This window comes from Streptomyces sp. CY-1, assembly GCF_047218265.1.
GTDB lineage: Bacteria > Actinomycetota > Actinomycetes > Streptomycetales > Streptomycetaceae > Streptomyces > Streptomyces niphimycinicus.
In genome coordinates this window covers 7,490,308-7,502,566 of the sequence record NZ_CP178393.1, presented here as the reverse complement: position 1 = coordinate 7,502,566, position 12,259 = coordinate 7,490,308, and the positions used below count along the sequence as shown (strand labels likewise).

General features: G+C 69.8%; 14 protein-coding genes. 5 read left to right on the top strand and 9 right to left on the bottom strand.

The features are described 5' to 3' along the window. Positions 1-117: 117 nt before the first annotated feature. From ACK1X7_RS32355 to ACK1X7_RS32345, 3 genes are all read right to left on the bottom strand, one after another. Positions 118-441, bottom strand: coding sequence for an STAS domain-containing protein (locus ACK1X7_RS32355; protein ID WP_014054940.1), 324 nt, complete (start codon positions 439-441; stop codon positions 118-120). A gap of 155 nt (positions 442-596) precedes the next feature. Beyond that, on the bottom strand, positions 597-1,445 hold the full coding sequence (locus ACK1X7_RS32350; protein WP_385137771.1) for a 3-hydroxyacyl-CoA dehydrogenase family protein: 849 nt from the start codon (positions 1,443-1,445) through the stop codon (positions 597-599). A 97-nt stretch (positions 1,446-1,542) separates the two neighbouring features. Next, the gene (locus ACK1X7_RS32345) at positions 1,543-2,184 is read right to left on the bottom strand and encodes a TetR/AcrR family transcriptional regulator (RefSeq protein WP_385137772.1); all 642 of its coding nucleotides are present in this window, start codon (positions 2,182-2,184) and stop codon (positions 1,543-1,545) included. Positions 2,185-2,264: 80 nt separating this feature from the next. Between ACK1X7_RS32345 and ACK1X7_RS32340 the strand changes: the two genes are divergently transcribed. From ACK1X7_RS32340 to ACK1X7_RS32330, 3 genes are read left to right on the top strand one after another with little or no spacing between them, the layout of a single operon-like run. Beyond that, the gene (locus ACK1X7_RS32340; RefSeq protein ID WP_386950905.1) at positions 2,265-3,047 is read left to right on the top strand and encodes an ABC transporter ATP-binding protein; all 783 of its coding nucleotides are present in this window, start codon (positions 2,265-2,267) and stop codon (positions 3,045-3,047) included. 47 nt (positions 3,048-3,094) lie between these two features. Further along, entirely contained in the window at positions 3,095-3,850 is a 756-nt protein-coding gene (locus tag ACK1X7_RS32335) for an ABC transporter permease (protein ID WP_390791985.1), read from the top strand. A 23-nt stretch (positions 3,851-3,873) separates the two neighbouring features. Beyond that, on the top strand, positions 3,874-4,446 hold the full coding sequence (locus tag ACK1X7_RS32330) for a cob(I)yrinic acid a,c-diamide adenosyltransferase (RefSeq protein WP_216339585.1): 573 nt from the start codon (positions 3,874-3,876) through the stop codon (positions 4,444-4,446). Positions 4,447-4,543: 97 nt separating this feature from the next. Here the strand turns inward: ACK1X7_RS32330 and ACK1X7_RS32325 are convergent, their stop codons facing one another. Beyond that, positions 4,544-5,095 (bottom strand): hypothetical protein, encoded by a 552-nt coding sequence (locus ACK1X7_RS32325; protein ID WP_385137776.1) that lies wholly within the window; start codon positions 5,093-5,095, stop codon positions 4,544-4,546. Between the two features lie 171 nt (positions 5,096-5,266). On the opposite strand from ACK1X7_RS32325, the gene ACK1X7_RS32320 reads away from it, so the two are divergent. Together ACK1X7_RS32320 and ACK1X7_RS32315 are read left to right on the top strand one after the other, a co-directional pair. After that, positions 5,267-6,481, top strand: a complete 1,215-nt coding sequence (locus tag ACK1X7_RS32320; RefSeq protein WP_385137778.1) for a sensor histidine kinase — start codon at positions 5,267-5,269, stop codon at positions 6,479-6,481. A 34-nt stretch (positions 6,482-6,515) separates the two neighbouring features. Further along, positions 6,516-7,205 (top strand): response regulator, encoded by a 690-nt coding sequence (locus ACK1X7_RS32315; RefSeq protein WP_385137780.1) that lies wholly within the window; start codon positions 6,516-6,518, stop codon positions 7,203-7,205. A gap of 47 nt (positions 7,206-7,252) precedes the next feature. Here ACK1X7_RS32315 and ACK1X7_RS32310 read toward each other — a convergent pair whose 3' ends face one another. From ACK1X7_RS32310 to atpA, 5 genes are all read right to left on the bottom strand, one after another. Continuing rightward, complete coding sequence (locus ACK1X7_RS32310; protein ID WP_216339576.1) at positions 7,253-7,702, bottom strand: DUF2550 domain-containing protein; 450 nt, start codon at positions 7,700-7,702, stop codon at positions 7,253-7,255. Positions 7,703-7,820: 118 nt separating this feature from the next. Next, positions 7,821-8,198, bottom strand: coding sequence for a F0F1 ATP synthase subunit epsilon (locus ACK1X7_RS32305; protein WP_385137782.1), 378 nt, complete (start codon positions 8,196-8,198; stop codon positions 7,821-7,823). Between the two features lie 111 nt (positions 8,199-8,309). Then, complete coding sequence (gene atpD / locus ACK1X7_RS32300; protein ID WP_385137784.1) at positions 8,310-9,755, bottom strand: F0F1 ATP synthase subunit beta; 1,446 nt, start codon at positions 9,753-9,755, stop codon at positions 8,310-8,312. A 4-nt stretch (positions 9,756-9,759) separates the two neighbouring features. After that, the gene (locus ACK1X7_RS32295; protein ID WP_385137786.1) at positions 9,760-10,674 is read right to left on the bottom strand and encodes a F0F1 ATP synthase subunit gamma; all 915 of its coding nucleotides are present in this window, start codon (positions 10,672-10,674) and stop codon (positions 9,760-9,762) included. Positions 10,675-10,676: 2 nt separating this feature from the next. After that, positions 10,677-12,248 carry a F0F1 ATP synthase subunit alpha gene (gene atpA / locus ACK1X7_RS32290; RefSeq protein WP_385137788.1) on the bottom strand — a complete coding sequence of 524 codons (1,572 nt, stop codon included), beginning with the start codon at positions 12,246-12,248 and terminating at the stop codon, positions 10,677-10,679. Positions 12,249-12,259: the final 11 nt, after the last annotated feature.

Genomic DNA, 12,259 nt, shown 5'->3' with positions numbered 1-12,259 from the left:
CCACCGAACCCCGGGCCGTATCACACGGCCTGGACCTGCTCACAGTATCCACCGCGCGGGAGGGTGCCCACGCCACCCCGGGTAACCCGGCACCCCCGGATGTCCGGCCCGCGCGGCTCACACTCGCGGCAGCGACTCCGCCTCCAGCCCGCCCTCGATCGCCAGGATGCGGTGCAGCCGGGTGGCCACCAGCAGCCGCTGCATCTGGGGCGGCACCCCGCGCAGCACCAGCCGTCTGCCCACCCGGCCCGCGCGGCGGTGCGCGCCCATGATCACTCCGAGCCCGGTGGCGTCCCAGGAGTCCAGTTCGGTCAGGTCGAGAACGAGATCCCCGCCCCCGGCGTCCACAGCGGTGTGCAGGGCCGTACGGGCGTCCGCCGCGCTCCGGACGTCCAGTCGGCCCCCGACGACCAGCTCGGCGTGGTCGCCCCTGATGTGCATATGCGCTCCCCTATACGGTGCGTCGTGTCGTCAATGCGCCATTTCTGTCTACAGAACTGACTGCCTCTCACACGCGGAAGTTGCCGTCTGTAAGCGAACCGATACCGAATTCACCCAGGAGGGTGAGCTCCGGGCCTGGCGCCGCACCAGGGCCCTCAGTAGCGGTAGAAGCCCTCGCCGCTCTTACGGCCGATGTCCCCCGCGTCGACCATCCGGCGCATGATCTCCGGCGGTGCGAACTTCTCGTCCTGCGACTCGGTGTAGATGTTGTCGGTGGCGTGCAGCAGAATGTCCACACCGGTCAGGTCGGCCGTGGCGAGGGGCCCCATCGCATGGCCGAAGCCCAGCTTGCAGGCCGTGTCGATGTCCTCGGCCGTGGCGACCCCCGACTCGTACAGCTTCGCCGCTTCCACGACGAGTGCGGAGATCAGCCGGGTGGTGACAAAGCCCGCGACATCACGGTTGACGACGATACAGGTCTTGCCGACACCCTCGGCGAACTCCCGTGCGGCGGCCAGGGTTTCATCACTGGTCTTGTGACCGCGGACCAGCTCGCACAAACCCATCATCGGGACGGGCGAGAAGAAGTGGGTGCCGACGACCCGCTCCGGGTTCCGGGTGGCCGCGGCGATCTTGGTGATCGGGATGGCGGAGGTGTTCGAGGCCAGGATCGTGTCGTCCTTGACCAGTTCGTCGAGGGTGCCGAAGATCTCCCGCTTGACCTCGATCTTCTCGAAGACCGCCTCCACCACGACATCCGCGTCGGCGGCGGCCTCGAGGTCGGTGGTGGTGGTGATCCGGCCCAGCGCCCGTTCGGCCTCCTCCGCCGCCAGCTTGCCCTTGGAGACGAACTTCTCGTACGAGGCCCTGATGCCGTCGGTGCCGCGGCGCAGCGCCTCATCGGTCACATCGCGCAGCACCACGTCCCAGCCGGCCTGGGCCGAGACCTGCGCGATACCGGACCCCATGAGTCCGGCTCCGATGACCGCGAGCTTCTTGGCCACGACACACACCCCTCTGTTCCGTCTGATCTGGTCAACAGTCCGATGTGCCGGACCTTAACGCCCGTTCACCCCCGCGGGCAGCCCCTCGTAACGCGCGTCACGGTGTGTTCTTCACCGCATAGTTCAGCACCGTGTCGCTGAGGAGCGACTCCATGACATCGACATCGCGGAGGGCGTCCTCGGCGACCGAGTCCACGCCGCCGCCCTCCGCGAGCCCGCGGATGATGGAGCGCAGGACGGCGTTCTGCAACCCGATGAGCTGGTGCGCGATGAACTCGGGCGTCGGGTCCCGCGGGTCCGCGGCGGCCTCCTCGCGCAGCGTGGCACCGAGCTGGTGGACCGTCCGGCCCTGGATGGCGAAGAGCCTGGCCATCAGCGTCGGGGACTTCACGATGACCTGACGGAACTGCTCATAGCCCTCGGTCAGCCCGACGTAGGGGTGCCGTTCGCGGATGTCCTGGCGCAGTTGGTCCATCAGCGCCCGCGCCGCCGACCGTCCGGCCGGGCGCTCGCGGACGAGCCGGGAGGGCCGGTCGACGACCTCCTCCTCGCGGTCGACGAAGAGGTCCTCCTTGGCCGGGAAGTAGTTGTAGACCGTGTTGACGGAGACCTCGGCCGCCTCGGCGATCTCCGCGATCGTGACCGCGTCGAAGCCGCGCTCCATGAACAGCCCGGTCGCGACGTCCGAGATGTGCTGCCTGGTCTGCCGCTTCTTCCGCTCCCTGAGTCCTTCCGCCATGGCCCCATCCTAGCTTCGCTGGGGCTGCTTGATTTTTGGGGTCATTGCAAAATTAGGGAGACCCTGTTTTCATGAGCCGCATGGCAGTCATCACGACGAACGGCCTCACCCACACCTTCCGGACCAAGCGCGGCCCGGTGACCGCCGTGCGCGGTATCGATCTGACCGTCGAGCGCGGTGAGATCCTCGGCTTCCTCGGGCCCAACGGAGCGGGCAAGACCACCACGCTGCGCATGCTCACCACGCTGCTCCCGCCCACCGGCGGCAGCGCCACCGTCGCCGGGCACGACCTCGCCCGCGATCCGGCCGGGGTGCGCCGGCGGATCGGATACGTGGCGCAGGCCGGCGGGGTCGATCCGACCGTCTCCGTACGGGAGGAGCTGATCACCCAGGGGCGGCTCTACCGGATGGCCAAGGCCGAGGCGACCGCCCGCGCCGGGCAACTGGCCCGGGACCTGGGCCTGGCCGAGCTGCTGGACCGCCCCTGTGCCGCGCTCTCCGGCGGGCAGCGGCGGCGGCTGGACATCGCCCTCGGCCTGGTCCACCGGCCCGAGATCCTCTTCCTGGACGAGCCGACCACCGGCCTCGACCCCGGCAGCCGCGCCGATCTGTGGCAACTGATCCGCGGGCTGCGCTCCGAGCACGGTATGACGGTCTTCCTGACCACCCACTACCTGGACGAGGCGGAGGCACTGGCCGACCGTCTGGTCATCGTCGACCAGGGCCTGGTGGCCGCCGAGGGGACGGCGCGGCGGCTCAAGACCGAGCACGGCGGCTCACCGGACGCCACCCTCCAGGACGCCTTCATCGCCATCACCGGGCGCGGCACCGCCCCGCGGAACCCCGCCCCGCTCGCCGTCTGACACACAGTCACCGGATGTGCCCCAAGCACCCCACGGAGGAAGGCCCCATGCCCCCGCTCATCGCCGACACGGCCCTGATATTCGGCCGCTACGCCCGCCAGACGCTGCGCTCCAAACCAGCCCTGATCTTCGGGATGGTCCAGCCGCTGCTCTTCCTCGTCTTCTTCGGCCCGCTGCTCACCGATCTGCCGCTCGGCGGCCGGGCCGGCTCCTGGCAGACCATCGTCCCCGGCATCCTCGTCCAACTCGGCCTGTTCAGCGCCTCGTTCACCGGCATCGGGCTGATCCTCGAACGGCGTACGGGAGTCATCGAGCGGATGCTGGTCACCCCGGTCAGCCGGCTGGCGCTGCTCATGGGCCGGGTACTCAAGGACGTCGCCCTGCTGCTGGTGCAGTCCCTGCTGCTGGTGTGCGTGGCCGTGGTGCTCGGGCTGCGCGCCCCGGTGCTGGGCGTGGCGATCGGCTTCGTCTTCGTCGGCGTGCTGACCATCTCGCTCGCCTCGCTCTCCTACGCGCTGGCGATGCGGGTGGCGTCCCCGCAGGGGTTCGCGCCGGTCATCAACTCCATCACCATGCCCGCGATGCTGCTGTCCGGGATTCTGCTGCCGATGTCGCTCGGGCCCCGCTGGCTCGACATCGCCTCGCACTTCGTGCCGTTCCGCTATCTCGTGGACGGGGTGCGGGCCGCCTTCGCGGGCGAGTACGGGGACGGGAAGATCGCGCTGGCCTCGCTGGTGGCCTCCGCGCTCGCGGTCGTCGCCGTCACCCTGGGCGCACGGCTCTTCCGGCAGGCCGGGGCGTAGGGGCGCCGCGTAGGCTCGGCCCCATGGTCAATCTCACCCGCATCTATACGCGTACCGGGGACACGGGCACCACCGCCCTCGGCGATATGAGCCGCACCGCCAAGACCGATACCCGGATCTCCGCGTACGCCGACGCGAACGAGGCGAACGCCGCGATCGGAGTGGCCATCGCCATGGGCCGGTTGCCCGCCGAGATCGTCACGGTGCTGGTCCGCGTCCAGAACGACCTGTTCGACGTGGGCGCGGATCTGTGCACCCCCGTGGTGGAGAACCCGGAGCACCCTCCGCTCCGCGTCGAGCAGAGCTATATCGACAAGCTGGAGGCGGACTGCGACGGATTCCTGGAGGGTCTGGAGAAGCTGCGCAGCTTCATCCTCCCGGGCGGCACCCCGGGGGCCGCGCTGCTGCACCAGGCGTGCACGGTGGCGCGCCGCGCCGAGCGCTCCACCTGGGCGGCGCTCGCCGAGCACGGGGAGTCGATGAACGCGCTCACCGCCACCTATCTCAACCGGCTCTCGGACCTGCTGTTCATCCTGGCCCGGGCGGCCAACAAGGAGGTCGGCGACGTCCTGTGGGTCCCGGGCGAGAACCGCTGAAAAACCACGGGCCCCGCCGGCCCGGCCGCGCGTGGCAGCGCGTTGCCGGGGCCGACGGGGCGGGGCGGGGCTCGTCGTCGTCTGCCCGTTACGGGGGTTAGCGAGCAGACGACGCGGAGCGCTCCCGCTTGGGAAAGAGCGTGTAGCTGAGCGCGATGAGCACGTTGATGCCGATCAGGAAGAGCATCTTGGTCTGCCAGTCGCGCAGCGAGCCGATCTCGCCGTCGTCGCCGACGTACCAGATCGCGCCCTGGAGCAGAGCGATGGCGATGACCGCCGCCAGCACCCAGCGGCCGGCCGTCTTCCACTCGTGCAGCGTCTTCGCGGCGCCGTACTTGGCCGGCTTGACCGGCGGCGGGCCGCCGAAGAAGCGGTGGGCCACCCGGGCGTCGACCCATTTGATCGTCGAATGGCCGAGTGCGGCCGAGTATCCGATGTAGACCGCGGCGAGGCCGTGCTTCCAGTCCGGTTCGGCGCCGTTCCGCAGGTCGATCACGGTCGTCACGAACAGCACCAGCTCCAGCAGCGGCTCGCACAGCAGCACGGCGGTGCTGGCCTTCGGCATCTGCGCCACGTACCGCAGCAGGAGCCCGATGGCCAGCAGCACCCAGAAGCCGACTTCACAGGCGATGATCAACGCGACAACCACGATGTTTCCTCTCTCCCTCTGCCCTTGGCCCCACCCTCTCCCGGCGATCAGGGCGCCCGCGTCGTCGGCAGCGATGAAACCCGGCTGCATCCTTCGATGTACGCCGCCGGGCCCTCGGCCCGGACCCAGGGGGGAGGCCCACCCGGCGCGCCACATGGTGTGATGGGTGCCATGCCGTCCCGTCCCCACCTGCCGCGCCCCCACCGGCATGACGTCCTGATCGCCCTCAGCGGACTGCTCGGCGGGGCACTGATGTGGGCGCTGGGGGTGAGCAACAACCATCCGTTCTTCCACGCGCCCCGATCGCTGGGGCTGATCGCGCTGCTGGTGATCTCGGCGGCCGTGCTGCTGCGCCGCTCCAGGCCCCTCATCGCCCTGGGGGTGGGGACCGCCGCGCTCGGCGTCGACATCCTCAGCGGCGGGCTGTCCGTGACGTTCCTGATCTACACCGACCTGGTGTACGCGGCCGTCATGTACTCCGGCCCGCTCGCCGCCCGGCGCATCCCCCAGCTCTGCGGGCTCCTCACGGGGCTGGCGACCGTGGTGCCGCTGGCCATCTTCGGCGACCCGGTGACGCTGCTGATCGGCCCCTTCGTCGCGCTGCTCACCCTCACCCCGGCGTGGACCGGGACGGTGGTCCGCAACCACCGTGAGGAGGCCGCGGCGGCCCGTCTGGAGGCGGAACGCGTCGCCCTGCTGGCCGAGTTGGACCGGCGGGAGGCGGTCGCCTCCGAGCGCTCCCGGATGGCGCGCGAACTCCACGACATGGTGGCGAACCATCTGTCGGCCATCGCCATCCACTCCAGCGCCGCGCTCTCCCTCAAGGACCCCGCCGCGACCGACGAGGCGCTCGGCGTCATCAGGGAGAACAGCGTGCGGGGCCTGGCCGAGATGCGCCGGCTGATCGGACTGCTGCGGGACCCGGGGGACACGGCGGAACCGGCCGCCATCTCCACCCTCGACGCGCTCGACACCCTGCTGGAGCAGGCCCGCGCCAACGCCCGCCCCGGCGGGCAGGACATCGTCCTGTGCGATGAGCGGCCGGCCGGCGCCGACCCGCTGCCCGCCCCGGTCGAGCTCGCCGCGTACCGCATCGTCCAGGAGTCGCTCACCAACGCCCTCAAGCACGCCGCACCCGGCCGGGTGGACGTGACCCTGACGCACCGCGCGGACGGCCCGCTCGAAGTCAGCGTCATCAGCCCCTACGGCGACCGCTCGGGCCCCCGGGCACCCGGCTCCGGCACCGGGCTGATCGGGATGCGCGAGCGGGTCAGCCTGCTCGGCGGCACCCTCGACGCCGGACCCGTCACCGGACCCCGCGGCATGGTGTGGCAGGTGCGGGCCGCGCTGCCCCGGGGCGACGAGAGCGCTCAGAGTGTGCCATGACCCTTCGACGACCCTTCGACGACCAGGAGCCACCGTGACCCCGCCCGCCCCGCCCGCAGGTGCCGCGTCCGAGCCGATCCGGGTTCTGGTCGCCGAGGACCAGAGCGCCGTGCGTTCCGGGCTGGTGCTGATCCTGCGGTCCGCCCCCGATGTCGAGGTGGTCGGCGAGGCGGTCGACGGCCTCCAGGCGGTGGAGATGGCCCGAGCACTGCGCCCCGATGTGGTGCTGATGGACGTCCAGATGCCACGGCTGGACGGGGTGTCGGCCACCCGCCAGGTGGTCGCCGAACAGTTGGCCGATGTGCTGGTGCTCACCACGTTCGACCTCGACGAGTACGTCTTCGGGGCGCTGCGCGCGGGCGCCTCCGGGTTTCTGCTCAAGGACAGCGAGGCGGCCGATCTGATCGAGGCGGTCCGTACGGTGGGGCGCGGCGAGGGGATGATCGCCACGGCGGTGACCCGGCGCCTGATCGCGGAGTTCGCCCGGCCCCAGGCCGCCCCCTCCCCCACCGCGCCCAGCCCCGCGGCGCTCGACTCGCTCACCCCGCGGGAGCGGGAGGTGCTGGCCTGTCTCGGTCAGGGGCTGTCGAACGCGCAGATCGCGGCGCGGCTCAGCATGGCGGAGGCGACGGTGAAGACGCATGTCAGCAGGCTGCTGAACAAGCTGGAGCTGCGCAGCCGGGTCCAGGCCGCGGTACTGGCCCAGGAACTGGGCGTGCGATAGCGCACGGGACGACCTGGGTGACGTGATTGCCGCGGGTGACGAGGTGGCTAGGCCACGTTGACGCGCTGGCCGGGGGGCGCGGCCTCCAGCCAGGCCAGGAAGCCGGTCAGGGCGTCCTCGCTCATGGCCAGCTCCAGTTGGGTGCCGCCGTGCCGGCAGGCGAGCACCACCGCGTCGGAGAGCAGCGCCAGCTCCTCCTCGCCCTTGGGGGTGCGCCGCTCCAGCACCTCGATCGAGGCGCGCTCCAGCATCCGCCGGGGCCTGGGCGCGTAGGAGAAGACCCGGAACCACTCGATGCGGTCACCGTTGTAGCGGGCGACCCCGTACACCCAGCCCTTGCCGCTGGTCTCGGATTCGCTTGCGGGTGGGTCCCAGCGCAGGGAACAGTCGAAGGTTCCGCCGGACCGCTGGATCAGCCGCCGCCGGAGACCGAAGACGAAGAGTCCCACCACCACCAGCGCGACGACCACGCCGCCCACAAGCAGAGCGAGGACCATCTTCACCGACCTCCTCGCGTCATCCGGAAAAACCGCACCTGCATCGCCTCAGCCGCGGACCGCTGAAAGGGCTCCAGCGAGGTCCGCGGCTGAGGTTTTCCGACCGTACGTGACAGGCTCAGTGCGCTCCCGCCACCGCACGCAGCCGGACGTCGGCGCGCCGCTCGGCGGCGGCGTCCGCCGCCGCCTTGGCACGCTCCAGCGCCCGCTCCGCGCGCTTGACATCGATCTCGTCGGACAGCTCCGCGACCTCGGCCAGCAGTGAGAGCTTGTCGTCCGCGAACGAGATGAACCCACCGTGCACCGCGGTCACGACCGTCCCGCCGTCGACCGAACGGATGGTCACCGGGCCGGACTCCAGCACACCGAGCAGCGGCTGGTGGCCGGGCATGACGCCGATGTCACCCGATGTGGTGCGCGCGATGACCAAGGTGGCCGCGCCGGACCAGACACTACGGTCCGCCGCGACCAGCTCGACGTGCAGCTCAGCAGCCAACGTGGCTCCTCGGGTCTCTCCCTGCCGGGTCGGGCAGGGCTTTCGTCAAAGAATAACGGGCGTACGGAGAGGGGTGGGACCGGGCCCACCCCTCCCGCGGAACTACGGGGCTCAGGAGACGCCCAGCTCCTTGGCCTTGGCCTTGAGGTCGTCCAGGCCACCGCACATGAAGAACGCCTGCTCGGGGAAGTGGTCGAACTCACCATCGGCGATCGCGTTGAACGCGGCGATGGACTCGTCCAGCGGCACATCCGATCCGTCGAGGCCGGTGAACTGCTTCGCCGCGTGGGTGTTCTGCGACAGGAAGCGCTCGATACGGCGGGCGCGGAAGACGGTGAGCTTGTCCTCCTCGCCGAGCTCGTCGATGCCCAGGATGTTGATGATGTCCTGGAGGTCCTTGTACTTCTGCAGGATCGACTTCACGCGCGAGGCGCAGTCGTAGTGGTCCTGCGAGATGTAGCGCGGGTCCAGGATCCGGGACGTCGAGTCCAGCGGGTCCACCGCCGGGTAGATGCCCTTCTCCGAGATCGGCCGGGAGAGCGTCGTCGTCGCGTCGAGGTGCGCGAAGACGTTCGCCGGAGCCGGGTCGGTCAGGTCGTCCGCGGGGACGTAGATCGCCTGCATCGAGGTGATCGAGTGGCCACGGGTCGAGGTGATGCGCTCCTGGAGAAGGCCCATCTCGTCGGCCAGGTTCGGCTGGTAGCCCACCGCGGAGGGCATCCGGCCGAGCAGGGTCGAGACCTCGGAACCGGCCTGGGTGAAGCGGAAGATGTTGTCGACGAAGAACAGCACGTCCTGCTTCTGCACATCGCGGAAGTACTCCGCCATGGTCAGACCGGCCAGGGCGACGCGCAGACGGGTGCCCGGGGGCTCGTCCATCTGGCCGAAGACCAGCGCGGTCTGCGGGAGCACGCCGGACTCGGCCATCTCCTCGATCAGGTCGTTGCCCTCACGGGTGCGCTCGCCGACACCGGCGAACACGGAAACGCCCTCGTGCAGCTTGGCCACACGCATGATCATTTCCTGGATGAGGACGGTCTTGCCGACGCCCGCGCCGCCGAACAGGCCGATCTTGCCGCCCTTGACGTACGGGGTCAGCAGGTCGACGACCTTCAGGCCGGTCTCGAACATCTCGGTCTTGGACTCGAGCTGGTCGAAGGCCGGGGCCTTGCGGTGGATGGACCAGCGCTCGGTGACCTCGGACTCGGCCTCGGGCTCGTTGAGGATCTGGCCGAGGGTGTTGAACACCCGGCCCTTGGTGACGTCGCCGACGGGCACGCTGATGGCAGCGCCGGTGTCGGTCACGGCGGCCTGGCGGACCAGGCCGTCGGTGGGCTGCATGGAGATGGAGCGCACCAGGCCCTCGCCGAGGTGCTGCGCGACCTCGAGGGTCAGGGTCTTCTTCGCCCCGTCCTGGGCCGGGTCGGCGACCTCGACGGTCAGCGCGTTGTAGATGTCCGGCATCGCGTCGACGGGGAACTCCACGTCGACGACCGGGCCGATGACCCGCGCGACGCGGCCGGCGGCCACAGCGGTTGGCTCAACAGTGGTGGTCATAGTGTCAGTCACTCCCCGCGGAGGCGTCGGCCAGAGCGCTCGCGCCACCGACGATCTCGCTGATTTCCTGGGTGATGTCGGCCTGGCGGGCCGCGTTGGCAAGCCGCGTGAGCGACTTGATGAGTTCATCGGCATTGTCGGTCGCCGACTTCATCGCCCGCCGGGTCGCCGCGTGCTTGGAGGCGGCGGCCTGGAGCAGAGCGTTGTAGATACGGGCCTCGACGTACCGGGGCAGCAGGGCGTCCAGGACGTCCTCGGCCGACGGCTCGAAGTCGAAGAGCGGGAGGATCTCGCCCTTCTTCTCCTGCTCCTCCGCCTTCTCCTCGAGACTGAGCGGCAGCAGCCGGTCCTGGACCGGGGTCTGCGTCAGCATCGAGACGAATTCGGTGAAGACGATGTGCAGCTCGTCCACGCCGCCCTCGGCCGTGTCCTTGAGAACGGCCTCGATCAGCGGGCCCGCGATCTTCTTGGCGTCCGCGTAGGTGGGGTTGTCGGTGAAGCCACCCCACGACTCCGTGACCTTGCGCTCACGGAAGGAGTAGTACGCCACGCCCTTGCGGCCGACGATGTACGCGTCGACCTCCTTGCCCTCACGGGTGAGCCGCTCGGTGAGCTCCTCGGCCGCCTTGATCACGTTGGAGGAGTAGCCGCCCGCCAGACCCCGGTCGCTCGTGATGAGCAGCACCGCGGCGCGGGTCGGGTTCTCGCTCTCCGTGGTCAGCGCGTGCTGGGTGGTGGAACCCTTGGCGACCGCGCCCACCGCCCGGGTGAGCTCGGTGGCGTACGGAGCCGACGCGGCCACCCGGCGCTGCGCCTTGACGACGCGCGAGGCGGCGATCATCTCCATCGCCTTGGTGATCTTCTTGGTCGCGGAGACGGATTTGATCCGCCTCTTGTAGACCTTGGCCTGGGCACCCATACTCAGCCCTCGCCCAGCAGCTTGCCGTCCGAGGTCTCGAACTGCTTCTTGAAGCTGTCGACGGCCTCGCCCAGCGCCGCGATCGTGTCGTCGGACATCTTGCCGCCCTCGACGATGCTGGTCAGCAGCCCCTTGTGCTCACGGTGCAGGTAGTCCAGCAGCTCACGCTCGAAGCGGCGGACGTCCTGGACCGGGACGTCGTCCATCTTGCCGTTGGTGCCGGACCAGATGGAGACGATCTCGTCCTCGGTGGAGTACGGGGCGTACTGGCCCTGCTTCAGCAGCTCGACCATGCGCGCACCGCGCTCCAGCGACGCCTTGGAGGCCGCGTCCAGGTCCGAGCCGAAGGCCGCGAACGCCTCCAGCTCACGGTACTGGGCGAGGTCCACCCGGAGGCGGCCGGACACCTGACGCATGGCCTTGTGCTGAGCCGAACCACCGACTCGGGAGACCGAGATACCGACGTTGAGGGCCGGCCGCTGGTTGGCGTTGAACAGGTCCGACTCGAGGAAGCACTGACCGTCGGTGATGGAGATGACGTTGGTCGGAATGAACGCCGACACGTCGTTCGCCTTGGTCTCGACGATCGGCAGACCGGTCATCGAACCGGAACCCATCTCGTCGGAGAGCTTGGCGCAGCGCTCCAGCAGCCGGGAGTGCAGGTAGAAGACGTCGCCCGGGTAAGCCTCACGGCCCGGCGGGCGGCGCAGCAGCAGGGACACGGCGCGGTAGGCGTCGGCCTGCTTGGACAGGTCGTCGAAGACGATCAGGACGTGCTTGCCCTGGTACATCCAGTGCTGACCGATGGCCGAGCCGGTGTAGGGCGCGAGGTACTTGAAGCCCGCCGGGTCGGACGCCGGGGCGGCGACGATCGTGGTGTACTCCAGGGCACCGGCCTCCTCCAGCGCTCCGCGCACGGAAGCGATGGTGGAGCCCTTCTGGCCGATGGCGACGTAGATGCAGCGGACCTGCTTCTTGGGGTCGCCGGAGCGCCAGTTGTCGCGCTGGTTGATGATCGTGTCGACGCACAGCGCGGTCTTGCCGGTCTGCCGGTCACCGATGATCAACTGACGCTGGCCGCGGCCGATCGGGGTCATGGCGTCGACGGCCTTGTAGCCCGTCTCCATCGGCTCGTGCACCGACTTACGTTCCATGACCGTGGGGGCCTGCAACTCAAGGGCGCGGCGGCCCTCGGTCTCGATCTCGCCGAGGCCGTCGATCGGGGCACCCAGCGGGTCGACCACGCGGCCGAGGTAGCCCTCGCCGACGGCGACCGAGAGAACCTCGCCGGTGCGGTGCACCTGCTGGCCCTCCTCGATGCCGCTGAACTCTCCGAGGACGACCGCGCCGATCTCGCGCTCCTCGAGGTTGAGGGCGAGGCCGAGGGTGCCGTCCTCGAACTTCAGCAGCTCGTTCGCCATGGCCGAGGGAAGACCCTCGACCTTCGCGATGCCGTCGCCGGCAACGCTGACCGTCCCGACCTCCTCGCGCGAGGCCGCGTCCGGCTGGTACGCCTGGACAAAGTTCTCCAGCGCGTCCCGGATCTCCTCCGGCCGGATCGTGAGCTCCGCCATCTGGGTTCCCT

What these genes read in the sequence shown, in the direction of transcription:
- ACK1X7_RS32340 (WP_386950905.1), top strand. Translation starts at nt 2,265, where the DNA reads ATGGCAGTCATCACGACGAACGGCCTCACCCACACCTTCCGGACCAAG.
- ACK1X7_RS32335 (WP_390791985.1), top strand. Translation starts at nt 3,095, where the DNA reads ATGCCCCCGCTCATCGCCGACACGGCCCTGATATTCGGCCGCTACGCC.
- ACK1X7_RS32345 (WP_385137772.1), bottom strand. Translation starts at nt 2,184, where the DNA reads ATGGCGGAAGGACTCAGGGAGCGGAAGAAGCGGCAGACCAGGCAGCAC.
- ACK1X7_RS32310 (WP_216339576.1), bottom strand. Translation starts at nt 7,702, where the DNA reads ATGGTCCTCGCTCTGCTTGTGGGCGGCGTGGTCGTCGCGCTGGTGGTG.
- atpA (WP_385137788.1), bottom strand. Translation starts at nt 12,248, where the DNA reads ATGGCGGAGCTCACGATCCGGCCGGAGGAGATCCGGGACGCGCTGGAG.
- ACK1X7_RS32295 (WP_385137786.1), bottom strand. Translation starts at nt 10,674, where the DNA reads ATGGGTGCCCAGGCCAAGGTCTACAAGAGGCGGATCAAATCCGTCTCC.
- ACK1X7_RS32355 (WP_014054940.1), bottom strand. Translation starts at nt 441, where the DNA reads ATGCACATCAGGGGCGACCACGCCGAGCTGGTCGTCGGGGGCCGACTG.
- ACK1X7_RS32320 (WP_385137778.1), top strand. Translation starts at nt 5,267, where the DNA reads ATGCCGTCCCGTCCCCACCTGCCGCGCCCCCACCGGCATGACGTCCTG.
- ACK1X7_RS32330 (WP_216339585.1), top strand. Translation starts at nt 3,874, where the DNA reads ATGGTCAATCTCACCCGCATCTATACGCGTACCGGGGACACGGGCACC.
- atpD (WP_385137784.1), bottom strand. Translation starts at nt 9,755, where the DNA reads ATGACCACCACTGTTGAGCCAACCGCTGTGGCCGCCGGCCGCGTCGCG.